This is a genomic window from Streptomyces sp. NPDC054794 (genome assembly GCF_053611585.1).
In genome coordinates this window covers 15,666-32,549 of sequence record NZ_JBSHAQ010000080.1, presented here as the reverse complement: position 1 = coordinate 32,549, position 16,884 = coordinate 15,666, and the positions used below count along the sequence as shown (strand labels likewise).

13 protein-coding genes are annotated in these 16,884 nt (G+C 71.4%); 4 read left to right on the top strand and 9 right to left on the bottom strand.

All coding sequences use genetic code 11. The annotated features are described in order from the left end of the window. Positions 1 to 218: carboxyl transferase domain-containing protein (locus tag ACWGKT_RS44875; RefSeq protein ID WP_453278249.1), on the bottom strand; the 218-nt coding region annotated here is incomplete at its 3' end. Positions 219 to 628: 410 nt separating this feature from the next. Between ACWGKT_RS44875 and ACWGKT_RS44870 the strand changes: the two genes are divergently transcribed. Next, complete coding sequence (locus ACWGKT_RS44870; protein WP_356149049.1) at positions 629 to 1,246, top strand: YceI family protein; 618 nt, start codon at positions 629 to 631, stop codon at positions 1,244 to 1,246. Between the two features lie 296 nt (positions 1,247 to 1,542). Beyond that, positions 1,543 to 2,325, top strand: coding sequence for a S1 family peptidase (locus tag ACWGKT_RS44865; protein ID WP_356149052.1), 783 nt, complete (start codon positions 1,543 to 1,545; stop codon positions 2,323 to 2,325). A gap of 121 nt (positions 2,326 to 2,446) precedes the next feature. On the opposite strand, the gene ACWGKT_RS44860 is transcribed toward ACWGKT_RS44865, so the two are convergent. Both ACWGKT_RS44860 and ACWGKT_RS44855 read right to left on the bottom strand, forming a co-directional pair. Next, positions 2,447 to 3,808 carry a hypothetical protein gene (locus ACWGKT_RS44860; protein ID WP_453278248.1) on the bottom strand — a complete coding sequence of 454 codons (1,362 nt, stop codon included), beginning with the start codon at positions 3,806 to 3,808 and terminating at the stop codon, positions 2,447 to 2,449. Between the two features lie 86 nt (positions 3,809 to 3,894). Further along, complete coding sequence (locus tag ACWGKT_RS44855; RefSeq protein WP_453278247.1) at positions 3,895 to 6,906, bottom strand: glycoside hydrolase family 3 protein; 3,012 nt, start codon at positions 6,904 to 6,906, stop codon at positions 3,895 to 3,897. A 158-nt stretch (positions 6,907 to 7,064) separates the two neighbouring features. Between ACWGKT_RS44855 and ACWGKT_RS44850 the strand changes: the two genes are divergently transcribed. Beyond that, entirely contained in the window at positions 7,065 to 8,930 is a 1,866-nt protein-coding gene (locus ACWGKT_RS44850; protein ID WP_453278246.1) for a ricin-type beta-trefoil lectin domain protein, read from the top strand. Between the two features lie 35 nt (positions 8,931 to 8,965). Further along, complete coding sequence (locus ACWGKT_RS44845) at positions 8,966 to 9,454, top strand: hypothetical protein (protein ID WP_453278245.1); 489 nt, start codon at positions 8,966 to 8,968, stop codon at positions 9,452 to 9,454. 10 nt (positions 9,455 to 9,464) lie between these two features. Here the strand turns inward: ACWGKT_RS44845 and cimA are convergent, their stop codons facing one another. The 6 genes from cimA to ureA all read right to left on the bottom strand — a co-directional run bounded on the left by cimA (position 9,465) and on the right by ureA (position 16,775). Next, the gene (gene cimA / locus ACWGKT_RS44840) at positions 9,465 to 11,069 is read right to left on the bottom strand and encodes a citramalate synthase (RefSeq protein ID WP_453278244.1); all 1,605 of its coding nucleotides are present in this window, start codon (positions 11,067 to 11,069) and stop codon (positions 9,465 to 9,467) included. Positions 11,070 to 11,352: 283 nt separating this feature from the next. Then, positions 11,353 to 12,567: a TolB family protein gene (locus tag ACWGKT_RS44835; RefSeq protein ID WP_453278243.1), complete on the bottom strand. Its 1,215-nt coding sequence runs from the start codon at positions 12,565 to 12,567 to the stop codon at positions 11,353 to 11,355. A gap of 120 nt (positions 12,568 to 12,687) precedes the next feature. Continuing rightward, positions 12,688 to 13,299 carry a TetR/AcrR family transcriptional regulator gene (locus ACWGKT_RS44830; RefSeq protein ID WP_453278242.1) on the bottom strand — a complete coding sequence of 204 codons (612 nt, stop codon included), beginning with the start codon at positions 13,297 to 13,299 and terminating at the stop codon, positions 12,688 to 12,690. 10 nt (positions 13,300 to 13,309) lie between these two features. After that, a complete protein-coding gene (locus ACWGKT_RS44825; protein WP_453278241.1) occupies positions 13,310 to 14,350 on the bottom strand; it encodes an agmatine deiminase family protein in 1,041 nt (346 codons plus the stop codon). 11 nt (positions 14,351 to 14,361) lie between these two features. Next, entirely contained in the window at positions 14,362 to 16,083 is a 1,722-nt protein-coding gene (locus ACWGKT_RS44820) for an urease subunit alpha (RefSeq protein WP_453278240.1), read from the bottom strand. Further along, positions 16,080 to 16,775 carry an urease subunit gamma gene (gene ureA, locus ACWGKT_RS44815; RefSeq protein ID WP_356149082.1) on the bottom strand — a complete coding sequence of 232 codons (696 nt, stop codon included), beginning with the start codon at positions 16,773 to 16,775 and terminating at the stop codon, positions 16,080 to 16,082. The genes ACWGKT_RS44820 and ureA overlap by 4 nt, the downstream gene beginning before the upstream one ends. Positions 16,776 to 16,884 lie beyond the last annotated feature (109 nt).

Sequence of the window (16,884 nt, the reverse complement as noted above, 5' to 3'; positions counted from 1 at the left end):
CGACGCAGCTGCTCGACCTCCTGGAAGGAACCCGGGTCCAGCAACAGCTCGATCCGCTCCCGCGCCGTCAGCTTGCCCTTGGCATGCTGCGCCGCCGTCGCCTTCTCGCTGGGACCCGCCACGGCCTGCGTACGGATCTCGTGCAGCTCGGCCACCCGCCCGCGCGCATCCGTCGGCTCGCCGGTCGGCTCACCCGTCGTCTCTTCCAAAACGGTCATGTAGCGACCTTACGAAGGACCGCAAGGAAAGCGAGCCGTCGACTCCGTACAGTCTCCGGCCCGTTTTCCTGGTACCCCTGAACAGAACCTGGGCGACATGCAGCCGTTCCGACTCTCAGGGGGCGTCGGTTTTGTAGGGGTGCCACAAAGCGGTTACCTGCGAGCCACCTGCCATTCGCGTGGCGCGCATGCCATCCCTGGAGTGAACGGGACCCCGAACGGCGGTCCAGTGAGGGTAGCCGGTGCGACGGCGCCGTACGTCCGACCCGGATCCATTCATCACACACGGTAGTCTTCGCGACACGTTTCTCGATGATGTTGAATATTGAACGGAATAGGTCTAACGTCGACCCTGTTCTCCTCATTGAACATTCAACTTCACGGACTCCCGTCCCCCCAAGGAGCAGATCATGGGCATCTTCGGCCGCAAGAACACCGCTGAGACCGCCACCCCCGCCGTCCCCGCACAGGCCGCCGTCAGCCCCGAACTGGCCGCCGTCACCGGCGACTACACGATCGACCCGTCGCACACCACCATCGGCTTCGTGGCCCGCCACGCCATGGTCACCAACGTCAAGGGCGCCTTCCTCGACCTGGCCGGTTCGCTGAGCCTGAACGGCACGGACCCGTCGAAGTCGAAGGCCTCGATCGACGTCAAGATGGACAGCCTCGACACCGGCAACGCGGACCGCGACGGTCACCTGAAGTCGGCGGACTTCTTCAAGATCGACGAGCACCCGACGATGACGTTCCGTTCGACCAGGACCGAGGCCCTCGGCGGCGACGACTACCGCATCACCGGCGACCTGACGATCCTCGGCGTCACCCGGCCGATCACCATCGACCTGGAGTTCAACGGCTCCGCGAAGGACCCGTTCGGCAACGAGCGCGTCGGCTTCGAGGGCAAGGCGGAGCTCCTGCGCTCCGAGTGGGGCCTGACCTGGAACGCGGCGCTGGAGACCGGTGGCGTCCTCGTCTCCGACAAGATCAAGCTGAACTTCGACATCTCCGCCATCAAGAACGCGTGACCGTCCGGCGCCGCCCGGTCGGCTGAGCCGGCTCCCGGACCCCGCACGCGACCCTGAGCGCGCCCGCCCTCTTGACTCCCCCGTGAGAGAGGGCGGGCGCTCGCGTATCCGCGGCTTCGCGACGGCGGCCGTCACCGTCCGCGCACGTGGCTGATTCACGGCACTTGTGTGCGGGGTCACGGCGTTCGCATAATCCAGCGACAGGATTTGACCAGCCCATGCCAACAGCTGGGCAACTTCTTTGCGTGCGATTGGCATGAGCGCGTCAGCCTTCACCCCCCACGGAAGGCATCACGTTGAAGAGACTCCTCACCGCACTCAAGAGATGCGCGGCCATCGGCGCCGCCGCCCTCGCCATCGCCAGTCTTCAGCCCGTCTCGGCCGCACAGGCCGCACCGCAGCCCGTCGTCGGCGGAACCCGCGCCGCACAGGGCGAGTTCCCGTTCATGGTCCGGCTCTCCATGGGCTGTGGCGGCGCCCTCTACACACAGCAGATCGTGCTCACCGCCGCGCACTGCGTGGACGGGACCGGCAACAACACCAGCATCACCGCCACGGCCGGTGTCGTGGACCTCCAGTCCACCAGCGGCCGGGTCCGGGTGAAGTCCACCAAGGTCTACCAGGCCCCCGGGTACGACGGCGACGGCAAGGACTGGGCGCTCATCAAGCTCGCCTCCCCCGTCAACCTGCCGACACTGAAGATCGCCACGACCCCGGAGTACAACACCGGCACCTTCACCATCGCCGGATGGGGCGCGGCCACCGAGGGCGGCGGCCAGCAGCGCTATCAGCTGAAGGCCACCGTGCCGTTCGTGAGTGACGCCACCTGTCGGTCCTACCGCGGCTACAGCGGCCTCATCCCGGACGAGGAGATCTGCGCCGGCTACACGGCGGGCGGCGTCGACACCTGCCAGGGCGACTCCGGCGGCCCGATGTTCCGAAGGGACAACGCGGGCGCCTGGATTCAGGTCGGCATCGTCAGCTGGGGCATAGGCTGCGCGCGGCCCAACGCCCCCGGCGTCTACACCGAGGTCTCCACCTTCGCCTCGGCCATCGCCGCCGCCGCGTCCACGCTCTGACGCACACCGCACACCGCACACCGCACACCGCACACCGCACGACGTACTGACGTACTGACGTACTACCGAGGGAGAACCACGGGTCCGGCGCCGCCCCCGCGCCGGACCCGTGCCGGACGGGTCAGTACCCGCCGCCGAAGTCGCCACCCCCGCCGAAGTCGCCGCCACCGCCGAAGTCCCCTCCCCCGCCGTCACCGAACCCGCCCCCGAAGTCACCGGGGTCGAAGTCCGCGCCGGAGACGTCGCCGCCCTGGTAGCCACCGCCGAAGTCGCCGTACCCCGTGCCGTAGTCGGCCGCGTACGACGGAGTCGCCATCGCGCTGCCCAGGAGCGTGCCGACGAGCAGGCCGGGCAGGATGCCGCCGCCGAAGTAGCCGCCCGCCCAGGGGCCGTAGGCCGGGCCCGCGTCCCAGTAGGGGCGGCGGCCGTAGTCGGTGTCGACCTCCCGGACCACCGGGTCGCGGCCGTCGGCCAGGCGGGTCCGGTCCGCGGCGCAGACCGGCACCTCGCGGGACGTGCCTCCGGGAGGCGTCCAGGTCGCGTCGGCGACCGAGGGGCCGTGGCGCGGGTCGAAGAAGCAGGGCGGCCTCCGTTCGGGCAGGGGGCGGCCCTCCCGGCGGGCGGCCAGCTGGGCCAGCGAGAAGCGGCCGTCCTCCAGGGTCTGGGTGACGGCCCGGACGTCCTCCGGTCTGCGGGCCTCCGCCATGGCCTGCTTCGCCTGTTCGTAGGCGTCCAGGGCGCGTTCGTAGTCCGCGCGCATCGCGTCGTCGGCGCCGGGCTCGGCCGGGTGGAAGTCGAGCCGGTCCAGTTCCTCGCCGAAGGCCGTGATGTCCTCGTCCACGACCACCCGCAGCCGCTCCAGGGCGGCCCGCTGCTCCTCGTCGTGGCGGCGGCGGTTGCGCCGGACCAGGGCGTAGGCGCCCGCGCCGCCCGCCACCAGCACGGCGGCGGCGGTGATCAGCGCGGTGCCGGAGACGCCGTGGCCGCCCCCCGGGGAGCCCCAGGACGCGGGGGCCTTGCCGCCCATGTTGGCGAGGGCGCGGTCGGTGAAGTCGGTCAACTGGGTCCTGGCGTCCTCGCCCTGGACGCTGGTGACCAGGTTCCGCACGGCCGTGCGCGACATCACCGAGGAGTCGGCGCGCGCGTCGAAGCGGTCGCCGAGGCGGACGGCGTAGAGACCGGTGATGCCGGTGGCGGTGCGCAGGTCGGTGAAGAGGTCGCGGGTGGGGTAGTCGGCCGGGAGCACGGCGACGAAGAGGGGCTTGTCGGCGCGCTCGATCTGTCGGCGGAGGGCCGCCGCGGTCGTCGGTGAGAGCTGCCTGGAGGCCGCCGGGTCGACGTAGACCGGGTTCTTGCGCAGGGAGTCGGCGACCGCCGAGATGCCGGTGACCGCCGCGGCGCCGGGCGCGAGCACGCTGAGGACGGCGAGCGTCAGGGCCAGCAGCAGCCCGGCCAGGCTTCGGGTCCGTACGACGGCCTTCATGATTCGAAGCTACCCGAAACCTCCGCAAATCAGTCATTGATGCAGGTGGGAGGCGCCCACCGTCAGGTGCGCCTCCCACCTGCCCCTCAGGCCGCCCGATAGGCCGCCGTCAGCTCCTGGACCGCCCGCGCGTACCGTCCGGTCAGCAGCAGGTGCTCCGCGTCGGCGAAGGGCTTCGCCACCGCCGGCGTGATCCGCTGCCCCACCCGGTTCTGCACGATCAGCCGGGCCTTGGTGACCAGCGCGCGCCCGGCCTCGTCGGCACCCTTGCGCTCGGCCGTCGCCGCGGCGGCCCCGAGCGCCCGGAGCGTCGCGGCGTCGCCCTCCGGCGCCCTGGTCCGGGTCGTCAGCCCCCAGCCGTAGGGGAACTGCGGGTCGTACGACGCGTCGCCGACGTTGATCGGCAGCTGGGCCTCGGACTTGGGCCAGGTCACGGGGAGCCGCCCGGTGAAGGGCCGGGTGCCGTAGAGCACGTCGGCCACGCCGTCGCCCTCCGTGCCCGGCAGCCAGGAGGCGACCAGGGCGTCGACGGAGCCGAGCCGGTCGCCGATCAGCTGCGGCCGCCCGGAGACGATCAGCACCGCGCACTTCATGGCCGCGCACACCTTGTCCACGGCGGCCTTGTCGGCGGCGGACAGCTCCAGGTCGTGCCCGTTGCCGACGTCGCCGACGCCCTCGGCGTACGGGGTCTCGCCGACGACGACCACACCGACGTCGTAGCCGGACGTGGGCGCCGAGGCGTCCTTGGAGTAGGTGACGTCACCGCCCGCGTCGCGCAGGCCCTGCAGGACGGTCGTGCCCTTGGTGATGTTCCCGGAGGAGCCCTGCCAGGTGAGGGTCCAGCCACCGGTTTGGTTGCCGATGTCGTCGGCGTTGGAGCCGGCGACGTAGACCTTCTGCGAGGTCTTCAGGGGCAGTACGCCGCCGTCGTTCTTCAGCAGCACCTGCGACTCGGCGGCGGCCTGCCGGGCGACCGCCCGGTGCTCGGCCGAGCCGATCCGCGCGGCGCCGGTGGTGTCGGCGTACGGGCGCTCGAAGAGGCCGAGGCGGAACTTCTGGGTGAGGATGCGGGACACGGCGTCGTCGATCCGCTTCTCGCTGATCCGGCCGGCCGTCGCCTCGTCGACGAGCTTCGCGCTGAAGTCCTTGTACGAGTACGGCACCATCATCATGTCGACGCCCGCGTTGACCGAGGTGCGGACGTGCGACGCGTAGTCGCCGGGGAGCTGGTCTATGGCGTTCCAGTCGCTGATGACGAAGCCGTCGAAGCCCATCCGGCCCTTGAGCACGCCGTTGATCATGTCGGCGCGGGCGTGCATCTTCACCGGGCCCTGTCCGTCGCCGAGGATGTCGAGCGAGGAGTACGAGGGCATGACCGTGCCGATGCCCCGGTCGACGGCGCCCTGGTACGGCGCCAGGTGGACGGCCTCCAGCTGCTGCCGGGTGACCTTGGTGACGCCCTGGTCGATCTTGTACGACCCCGTGGTCGACGAGCCGTACTCGGTGCCGCCGTCGCCGACGAAGTGCTTGGCGGTGGCGAGGACCTTGTCGTTGCGGCTCAGGTCCTTGCCGTTCGCCCGTCCCTGGAGGCCCTGGACGACCGTCTCCATGGACTCGACGAGCGCCGGGTCCTCGCCGAAGGACTCGTAGGAACGGCCCCAGCGTTCGTCGCGGGTGACGCAGAGGCAGGGCGCGAAGTCCCAGGGGATGCCGGTGGCGCGTACCTCGGCGGCCGTCACCGCGCCCGCCTTCTGAGCCAGTTGGGGATCGCGCGTCGCGCCGATGCCGATGTTGTGCGGCATGATCGTGGCCCCGGCCAGGTTGTTGTGGCCGTGCACCGCGTCGACGCCGTAGATCAGCGGGATCTGGAACCGCGTGGCCCGCGTGCGGAGTTGGAAGCCGTCGACCATCTTCGCCCAGGCCTCGGGCGTGTTGGGCGTGGGGGTCGAGCCGCCGCCGGAGAGCAGGGAGCCGAGGCCGTACATGGCGATGTCACCGCCGTTCGCCACGGCACCGCGCTCGGCCTGGGTCATCTGGCCGGCCTTCTCCGCCAGGGACATGCGTCCGAGCAGGTCCGCCACGCGCTTGCGCACCGGCAACTTCGCGTCCAGGTAAGGCAGTCCGTGCGCGTCGACGACGACCTGCGGGGACTCGGCGGGCGGCTTGGCGCCGGTCACCGTCAGCTTGAGCGGGATGGTCTCGGCGGACTCGGCGGCCTTGTCCTTGGTGGTGCGGACCTGGACGGTCCGTACGGCGCCGGAGGCCGTGCCCGCCGGGAAGGTGAGGGTGCCGGAGACCGGGGTGTAGTCCTTGCCGGGGTCGGCGGTGCCGCCCGCGGTCTCGTAGGCGACCGTCACGGGCTCGTCGAGGGGCGCGGCGCCGGTGGTGGCGAGGGCGACCCGGACGGTGGCCGTGCCGCCCTCCCGGACCGGGTACACGGCCGCGTCGGTGGTGACGGAGGCCCGCAGGGACTGGTCGGCCTTGCCGTACAGCTCGACGTCGTCCATGGCGAACCGGCCCTTGACGCCGACGGGCAGCGTGAGTGCGTAGCCCCACATCCCGGTCAGTCCGAGGACGTGGTCGATGCCGCCGACGGGCTGGTAGTCGGTGCGGTAGACGAAGTCGGTGAACGGGATCTCGATCTGCTTCCAGCCGCTGAAGTCGTCCGTGAAGGAGGTCGTCCAGAGTTCCGAGGCCTCGCCGCCCGCGCCGCCGTCCTTGATCTCGAAGGCGATCTTCTTGCCGTTGTTCTGGCCGTCCCACCAGAACCGGATGCCCTTGTGGGCAGACCAGTCGTGGGCGGCCTCGTTCGCCGCGAAGTCGTGGGTGAGGCCGCCGTAGCCGCTGATGTCGTAGGTGCCGGCGAGCACCTTGGCGCCCTCGGGGGCGTCGGCGCGGTCGGCGAGTCCGAGGGCGGGCGGGTCGTCGGCGTCGCTGCCCCAGGTGAAGATGCCCTCGGCGGGCTGGGAGGCGAAGGGGACCTCGCCCTCGAAGCGGTCGACCGGGACGGGGGCGGGGTCGTCGGCCGCGTGGGCCGAGGCGAGCGGGAGCAGAGCGGTCAGCAGACCGGCGGAGGCGAGCAGGGCGGTTCTTCGCATGGACCTTCCCGAGGCTCTCGTGGTTCACTCATGACTTAGCTCACGTCATGAGTTAACTAGCGCCCCGGATACCCGTCAAGACGCCGTGTCAGCACGGATCCGGGCTCAAATCCCCTCCGCAACAGCCTTGTTGTCCCCCACGAGAAGGGTTGCGCACCATGAGGAGAACCCCACCGGCGCTCCGGCTGCTCCTCGCCGGACTGCTCACCGCCGCGGGCTTCACCGCGGCCGTGTCCCCCGCGCACGCGTCCGGCGAACAGGTCACCGCCTGGCTGACCACGACCGACGACGACGGCGGACGCCATGTGGTCCGCGGGCTCCAGGCCCAGACGCCGTTCGCCTTCCAGTCCGGCACCGGGGGCGGCGGCGAGAACATCACGGTCGACGAGAACACCCGGTACCAGACCTTCACCGGGGGCGGCGCATCCTTCACCGACACCGCGGCCTGGCTGATGAACAGCAGCGGGGCGCTGTCCCAGTCGACCCGGGACGCGACCATGCGCAAGCTGTTCTCGCCGACGGACGGGATCGGGCTGTCCTTCCTGCGCAACCCCATGGGCGCCTCGGACCTGGCCCGGTACGGGTACACCTACGACGACGTGCCGGCCGGGCAGACGGACCCCTCGCTGTCGAAGTTCTCGATCGCGCACGACCTCGCGGACGTCGTCCCGCTGACGAAGCAGGCGCTCCAGCTGAACCCGTCCCTGACGGTGATGGCCTCGCCGTGGACGGCCCCGGCCTGGATGAAGGACAGCGGGCAGCTCAACGGCGGCTGGCTGAAGGCGGAGGACTACGGGTCGTACGCCTCGTACTTCGTGAAGTACCTCCAGGCGTACCGGGACCAGGGCGTCGACGTCTCCTACGTCACCGCGCAGAACGAGCCCACCTGCTGCTCGGGCTACCCGTCGATGAGCTGGAACGCGAGCGGGCTCGCCTACTTCACCAAGAGCGAGCTGCTGCCGAAGCTCCAGTCGGCGGGGCTGTCGACGAAGGTCCTCGCACACGACTGGAACTGGGACGTCTACGACTCCTACGCCGCCCAGACGGTGGACGACGCGGCGGTCCGCAACCACCCCAATTTCGGCGGCATCGCCTGGCACGGCTACGGCGGTGACATCGCCAAGCAGACGGCGGTCCACAACCAGTACCCCTCGCTGGACGCGTTCGGCACCGAGCACTCGGGCGGCACCTGGATCGCGAACCAGCAGCGCGAGGACATGCTCAACATCGTGGACTACACCCGGAACTGGGCGAAGTCGGTGACCAAGTGGTCGCTGGCGGTGGACCAGAACAAGGGCCCGCACAACGGGGGTTGCGGCACCTGCACCGGCCTGATCACCGTGCACGACGGGGACGCGCAGAGCGGGACGGTCGACTACACGGTCGAGTACTACACGATGGGCCACCTGACGAAGTTCGTACGGCCGGGCGCGCAGCGGATCGCCTCGACGGCGTCCTCGGCGGTGCCGAACGTGGCCTGGCGCAACCCGGACGGCTCGAAGGCGCTGATCGCGTACAACGACTCCCCGTCCGCGAAGACCGTGACCGTCAACTGGGGCGGGCAGCACGCGACCTACGCGCTGCCCGGCAAGACGTCGGCCACCTTCACCTGGTCGGGCACGCAGTCCGGCGGGGGCGGACAGTCGGGGGCCTTCGTCGGGCTCGCGGGCAAGTGCCTGGACGTGGCGGGCGCGTCGAGCGCCAACGGCACCGCCGTGCAGCTCTACGACTGCAACGGCACGACCGCCCAGCGGTGGACCGTGCAGCCGGACGGCTCGGTCCAGGCGCTCGGCAAGTGCCTCGACGTGACGTCGGGTTCCACGGCCAACGGGGCCAAGGTGCAGTTGTACGACTGCAACGGGAGCGGTGCACAACGGTGGTCGCACAACCCTTCGACCGGTGACATCGTCAACACGGCGGCGGACAAGTGCCTCGACGTGACGGACAACTCGTCGGCGAACGGGGCACGGGCGCAGATCTGGTCGTGCACGGGAGCCGCCAACCAGAAGTGGCGGTTGCAGTAGGACGGGCCGTGTCCCGTCCTTGAGGGGGACGGGACATGAGACGTGCGGGTGCGGCAGCGGCGGGCGTCGTCGCGGGGGCACTGCTGCTGACCGGGTGCGGCGCCGTCGATCTGCCGCTGGCCGGGGTTCGGATGGGGGCGGACGGGGTGCCGTACGCGCTCATCCGGCCCTGCGGGGACGACGGTTACGGGATGCCGTCGCTCGACGGGTGGGCGCGGGGCGCCGCGGACGGGCCGGTCACCACGGGTTGGGACGTGGAGAAGGAGGAGCTGAGCGGGGACGCCTCGTTCCCGCTCTTCTCCCCGCCCCAGGACTGGCGGGCCCGGCACCGGGGCGCGCGGCGGCTGCTGCCGGGGCACCGGTACTCGCTGGTCTTCGCCCACTACGTCACCGGCGACTCCTACAACGGGATCGTCGAGTTCTCCGCCGAGGACATCGCCCGGCTGGGGCCCGGCCGGGTCTGGGCCGACGGCCGGGCGATGAGCCTCGGCGAGTTCGAAGGGCTCGCCGAGGACTCCTGCTGAGGCCGGCCGGCTACTGGGCGGGCTCCACGCCGGCCCGCAGCAGGCCGTAGGTGTAGGCGTCCTCCAGGGCCTGCCAGGAAGCGGCGATGACGTTCTCCGCGACGCCCACCGTGGACCACTCGCCCGTGCCGTCGGAGGTGGAGATCAGCACCCGGGTGGTGGACTGGGTGCCGTGCACGCCCTCCAGGATGCGGACCTTGTAGTCGACGAGGTCGAGCTTGGCGAGCTGGGGGTAGATCTTCTCCAGGCCGACGCGCAGGGCCCGGTCCAGGGCGTTGACCGGGCCGTTGCCCTCGGCCGTGGCGACGATGCGCTCGCTCTTGGCCCAGAGCTTGACCGTGGCCTCGTTGGCGTGGGTGCCGTCGGGGCGGTCCTCGACGATGGCCCGCCAGGACTCGACCTGGAAGTACTTCAGGGGCTTGCCCTCGACCTCGGCACGCAGCAGGAGTTCGAAGGAGGCGTCCGCGGCCTCGTAGGTGTAGCCCTTGAGCTCGCGCTCCTTGACCCGCTCGACCACCCGGCCGACCAACTCGCGGTCGCCGCCGAGGTCGACGCCGAGCTCCTTGCCCTTGAGCTCGACGGAGGCGCGGCCCGCCATGTCGGAGACGAGCATCCGCATGGTGTTGCCGACCCGCTCGGGGTCGATGTGCTGGTACAGGTCCGGGTCGACCTTGATCGCGGAAGCGTGCAGACCGGCCTTGTGGGCGAAGGCGGAGACGCCCACGTACGGCTGGTGGGTGGAGGGGGTGAGGTTCACGACCTCGGCGATGGCGTGCGAGATGCGGGTCATCTCCCGCAGGTGGCCGTCCGGCAGGACCTTCTTGCCGTACTTCAGTTCCAGGGCCGCGACCACCGGGAAGAGGTTGGCGTTGCCGACGCGCTCGCCGTAGCCGTTCGCCGTGCACTGCACGTGGGTGGCGCCCGCGTCGACCGCCGCGAGGGTGTTGGCCACCGCGCAGCCGGTGTCGTCCTGGGCGTGGATGCCGAGCCGGGCGCCGGTGTCGGCCAGGACCGTCGACACGACCGCCTGCACCTGGGCCGGGAGCATGCCGCCGTTGGTGTCGCAGAGGATGACCACGTCCGCGCCGGCCTCCGAGGCCGCGCGGACGACCGCCTTCGCGTACTCGGGGTTCGCCCGGTAACCGTCGAAGAAGTGCTCGCAGTCGACGAAGACCCGGCGGCCCTGCGCGCTCAGGAAGGACACCGTGTCCCGGACCATCTCCAGGTTCTCGTCGAGCGTGGTGCGCAGCGCCAGCTCCACGTGCCGGTCGTGCGACTTGGCGACCAGGGTGATCACCGGGGCGCCGGACTCCAGCAGCGCCTTGACCTGCGGGTCCTCCGCTGCCTTCGCACCCGCCCGGCGGGTGGCGCCGAAGGCGACCAGCTGGGCGTTCTTGAAGGTGATCTCCTGCTGGGCGCGGGCGAAGAACTCGGTGTCCCGCGGGTTGGCGCCGGGCCAGCCGCCCTCGATGAAGCCCACGCCGAAGTCGTCCAGGTGCCGTGCGATGGCGAGCTTGTCCGCGACGGTGAGGTTGATGCCCTCGCGCTGCGCGCCGTCGCGCAGCGTGGTGTCGAAGACGTGGAACGAATCGTCGAGCTCACTGGTTGCGGTCATGGTCTCAAGGCTCCTGTGTTGAATCTCGGTCTTACCGGAATGACCGGCTCCACCGTCCCTCCATACTCCCTCGCGCTCCGCCCCCGGCTGAAGGTGGGCCAGGAAAACGAAAAAACCCCTCGCGGGTGCGAGAGGTCTGCGCGCGGGTCTAGGACGACGGTGGCCACCCGTACCTGGTCGTACGTGGTGGTCACTGCGGACCGGCGCGCCTGCTGCCAATAATCATGGCGAACGTGAGCACGGGGGCAGTCTGGCACACGCCGCCCCCGGCTCACCGACTGTCTCAGGATGCGGTACGTACGAAGACGTCCCGTTCGTCGTTCGTGTCACCGTGCGCGTTGAGCGTCCCGTCCCAGGAGGTGAAGGCGATCCGGCGGGCGCCGGCCGCGATGCCGCCCGGGACGACCTCGGCCGAGGCCGTGCCGCCGGTGCCGTCGGGGGTGACGAGGGTGGTCCGGCCGGTCCTCAAGTCCCGTACGTACACCGGGTACTCGATGCCGTAGCGGCTGCCGGGCTCGGGCACCTCGGAGGTGAAGGTGACACGGCGGCCGTCGGCACTGACGGCGGGGTCCCGGGTGTAGACCGCGGCGCTGCCGCCCCGGGTGCCGTGGACGCGCTCGTTGACGCCCGTCGAGATGTGGTGGACAAACACGTTCCAGCTCTTGTCGGTGTCGTCCGGGACCAAGTGGGTGTCGGCCGACTCGAAGACGACGGTACGGCCGTCGGCGCTGATCGACGGTTTCAGGGACTCGCGGGTGGTCGGCGAGCCGTCGTAGGAACGGTCGATCTGGGTGGCGGAGCCGGTCCTGCGGTCGTGGAGCCAGATGTCGCCCCAGTCGTCGCCGCGCGGGCCGTTGAGGTAGGTGTACGCGTAGACGACGCGGCGGCCGTCGTCGCTGACCGTCGGGCTCCACGCCCCGCGCGGCTGCCAGTCGGGCCTGGTCCGGCTGATCCGCTCGGTGGTGCCCCTGGCCCGGTCGCGCAGGAAGACGACCGGACCGCCCTCCTGGCCGTCGTACCGGCCGCCGGCGGTGAAGACGGCGTACCGGGCGTTCCCGCTGAGGTACACGTCGGCGCGTCCCGTGCCGAAGGTGCCCGGGATCCCCACGTCGAGGCGCTCGGTGCGGCCGGTGCGCCGGTCGAGCAGGCGGATCTCGGAACCGGTGCCGAAGGCGACGTAGCGGCCGTCCGCGCTGATCGACGGATCGGTCCCGTCGGCCACGTGCGCGAGCCGGCCGGTACGCAGGTCGCGGACGAAGACACCGCCGGACGAGGAGCCGGGCAGCAGGTCGGAGGCGGTCGAGGCGAAGGCGACGTAGCGGCCGTTCCGGCTGATCACGGCTCCGGACGAGGAGCCGTTGCCGGCCTGCCCCGAGGGCGTGACGCTGACCGGCTCGGTGCGCGAAGGCCTGGGTGCCGCGCTCGCCGCCACTGAGGTCACGGCCACGACGGCGGCGACGAGAGCGGTGGCGAGTGCGGTGCGTGCACTGGCATACAAGTGCGGTTCCCCCTGTGTTCCCCGTGCGCCCCCGGCCCCGCGCCGAGGGCTCACCGGGATGCAACCGCACCGGGGACCGGCGGGTCAATCCGCCCGATTGCGTACAACCCGGACGAGTGATCAGCCGTCCGCGCGCTCCGGCCGTCCGAGCGACTCGTCGAGGAACTCCCGTACGTGGCCGAGGATCTGCGTTCGGTCGGTGCCGCGCAGCCCGACCGCGACATGGATGGAGAAGCCGTCGAGGAGGGCGCGCAGCCGGGCGGCGAAGCGGTCGGCGTCGACGGGGCGGAACTCGCCGCGCGAGATGCCCTCCGCGATCAGGGCGACGAGGTCGCGGTGCCAGGCGCCCTCGATGGCGGCCTGGCGGTCGCGGGCCTCGTCGTCGGCGTTCTGCGAGCGGTTCCAGACCTCCAGCCACAGGGTCCAGTGCGGGTCGCGGTGGCCGTCGGGGACGTACAGGTCGACGTACGCGTCCACCCGCTCACGGGCGGATCCCGGGCGGGTCAGCAGCCGCCCCCGGTCGGCGCCCAGCCTGCCCTCGCTCCATTCCAGGGCCCGGAGCAGCAGCTCGTCCTTGGAGCGGAAGTAGTAGAGCAGGTGGCCGCTGCTCATGCCGACCTCGCGGCCGAGCGCCGCCATGGTGAGCTTCTCCAGGCCCCGCTCGGCGATCATGTCCATGGCCGCGGCGAGGACCTCCTCGCGGGGCGGGGCCTGTCTGCGCCCACCGGCCATCGCGTCGCTCCTAGATCTTCGGCTGCTGTTGCGTGATGCAGTGGATGCCACCGCCACCGGAGAAGATCGTACGGGCGTCCACCAGGGTCACCGTCCGCTCGGGGAACAGGCGGCGGAAGATCCCGGCGGCGATCTCGTCGCGCGGGTCGTCGAAGGCGCACAGCACGACGCCGCCGTTGCACAGGTAGTGGTTGATGTAGGAGTAGTCGGCCCAGTGGCCGTCGGCCTCCAGGGCGGTGGGGGCGGGCACCTCGACGACCTCCAGGCGGCGGCCCCGGGCGTCGGTCTGAGACCGCAGGATGCCGATGGCCTCCTTGGTCACCTCGTGGTCGGGGTGGGCCGGGTCCGGCTGGTGGTGGGCGACGACGACGCCGGGGCGGGCGAACGCGGCGACGATGTCGACGTGCCCCAGGGTGCCGAAGCCGTGCGGGGGGTAGTCGCCGGTGAGACCGCGGGGCAGCCAGATCGCCTTGCGGGTGCCGAGGTGGGCGTGGATCTCGGCCTCGACCTCCTCCTTCGACCAGTGCGGGTTGCGCTCGGGGCCGAGCTGCACGGTCTCGGTCAGCAGGACGGTGCCCTCGCCGTCGACGTGGATCGCGCCGCCCTCGTTGACCAGCGCCGAGGCGTACGTCTTGGCCCCGGCGAGGTCCGAGACATGGGCGGCGATCTGCGCGTCGTGTTCCCAGCGGGCCCACTCCTGGGCGCCCCAGCCGTTGAACGTCCAGTCCACGGCGGCCAGTTCGCCCCGGCCGTTGGTCAGGAAGGTCGGCCCGATGTCGCGCATCCAGGCGTCGTCGAGGTCGCGCTCGACGGTGTCGACGCCCGGGCCGAGCAGCGCCTGCGCGTCCGCCGACCGGCCGGGCCCGCACACGACGGTCACGGGCTCGAAGCGCAGGACGGCACGGGCCACCGACGCCCAGGCCATGCGGGAGGCCAGCAGGTCGTCCGGGTCGTCGAAGGTGGGGTTGGGGCCCGGCCAGGCCATCCAGGTGCGCTCGTGCGGGGTCCACTCGGCGGGCATGCGGAAACCGTCGGCTGCGGGGGTGGTCATGTCGCGGGTCCTTAGAGGAAGTAGAGGCGGTTGAGGGAGACCGAGTCGGCGGGCTGCGAGCGGAGCGGTTCGCCGTCGAGGGTCACCAGCCCGCTGCGCTGGTCCACCTCGACGGCGCCGGTACGGGAGTTGAGGCGCAGGTCGGCGGGGCCGATGCCGCGGGTGCCGCGGACGGCGACCCGGCGGCGGCGGGTCGGCATCGTGTCGTTGCCCTGGTCGAGGGCGGCCCGCGCGACGAAGGCGACCGAGATGTCGGCGGGGGTCGCGCCGTGCGCGCCGAACTGGGGTCCCAGGACGAGGGGTTCGCAGGTGTCGGTGGCCGCGTTGGGGTCGCCGACCACGCCGTACGCCGGGAATCCCGCCTTGAGCACGAGCTGCGGTTTGGCGCCGAAGTACTCGGGCCGCCACAGCACGATGTCGGCGAGCTTGCCGGCCTCGATGGAGCCGACCTCGTGGGCGAGGCCGTGGGCGATGGCGGGGTTGATGGTCAGCTTGGCCATGTAGCGCAGGACGCGGGCGTTGTCGTCGCCCGCCCCGTCGCCCTGCGCGGGGCCCAGCTCGCCCTTCATCTTCCCGGCCATGGCGAACGTACGGCGCACGGTCTCGCCCGCCCGCCCCATGCCCTGCGCGTCCGACGAGGTGATGCCGATCGCGCCCAGGTCGTGCAGCACGTCCTCGGCGCCCATGGTCCCGGCGCGGATGCGGTCGCGGGCCATGGCGGCGTCGCCGGGCAGGTCGGTCTTGAGGTCGTGGACGGAGACGATCATGCCGTAGTGCTCGGCGACCGCGTCCCGGCCGAAGGGCAGGGTGGGGTTGGTGGAGGAGCCGATGACGTTCGGGACCCCGGCCATCTTCAGGACGTTGGGCACGTGTCCGCCGCCGCAGCCCTCGATGTGGAAGGCATGGATCGTGCGGCCTTCCAGGACGCGCAGGGTGTCCTCGACCGAGAGGCACTCGTTCAGCCCGTCGCTGTGCAGGGCGACCTGGACGTCGTGCTCCTCGGCGACGCGCAGCGCGGTGTCCAGGGCGCGGGTGTGGGCGCCCATGTCCTCGTGCACCTTGAAGCCCGAGGCACCGCCCTCGGCGAGGGCCTCGACGAGCGGGGCGGAGTGGGAGGACGAACCCCGGCCCAGGAAGCCGATGTTGACCGGCCAGGCGTCGAAGGCGCCGAACGCGTGCTTGAGCGCCCAGGGTGAGTTGACCCCGACGCCCCAGACCGGCCCGAACTCCTGCCCGATGATGGTGGTGACGCCGGAGGCGAGCGAGGCCTCCATGACGCGCGGCGACAGCAGATGGACGTGCGTGTCCACGGCGCCGGCGGTGGCGATGAGCCCCTCGCCGGACACGATGGACGTGCCCGTGCCGACGACGACGTCGACCCCGTCGAGGGTGTCGGGGTTGCCGGCCCGTCCGATGGCGCGGATCCGTCCCTCGCGGATGCCGATGGACACCTTGCGGACGCCCTGCGCCGCGTCGATCACGACGACGTTGCTGATCACGACGTCGCAGGTCTCGCGGACGGCGGCGGCCTTGAGGTGCATCCCGTCCCGGGCGGTCTTGCCGAACCCGGCGAGGAACTCGTCGCCGGGCTTCTGGGAGTCCGACTCCACCCGGATCACCAGGCCGCAGTCGCCGAGCCGGATCCGGTCGCCGGCCCGCGGGCCGTGCGTGGCCGCATAGGCGTAGGGGTCGATGTGGATCGACTCGTCGATCTCGCGGCCGGCGCGGCTCATCGTTCGCCTCCTTCTGTCGTGACCCCCAGATATCCACAGGCCGCGGCCCTGCGCAGGGCCTCTTCCCGCGCTCCGGGCGCGTCCAGCGGCCCGTCGACCAGACCGGCGAAGCCGATCGCGATCCGGTCGCCGCCGATCGGTACCAGTCCGACCTCGCCGCTCTCCCCCGGCCCGAAGCGCACGGACGACCCGGCGGGGACGGCGAGGCGCATGCCGTAGGCGGCGGCGCGGTCGAAGTCGAGCCGCGGGTTGGCCTCGAAGAAGTGGAAGTGGGAGGTGACCGAGACGGGCACGCCGGCGGTGTTGGTGACCGTCAGTCGGACGACCGGCTCGGGCTCGGCGTGCTGCGGACCCGGCAGCAGCGCGCCCGGCGCCCGCTCGCCCAGCCCGCCGCCGAGCGGGTCGCTGACCACCGCGAGCCGGGAGCCGTCGTCGAAGACGGCCTCCACGTGGACCTCGGTGACGACGTCGGCGACGCCCGGCAGGACGTCGGCCGGGCCGAGCACCGTACGGGCCCGCTCGATCGCCTCGGCGAGCCGGGCGCCGTCGCGGGCGGCCTCGCACACCGTGTCGGCGATCAGGGCGGTGGCCTCCGGCACGTTGAGCCTGAGGCCGCGCGCCCTGCGGGCCCGGGCCAGCTCCGCCGCCGAGAACAGCAGCAGCCGGTCACGCTCCGTGGGAGTCAGTCGCACGTCCCGGCACCTCCTTGCCTTCCTCGATTTAGAGCAACACTCTAAACGCAGGATTCATGGAACGGAATCATTGACATCCGGAATCTGGTCACAGACATTGAACGTCGCT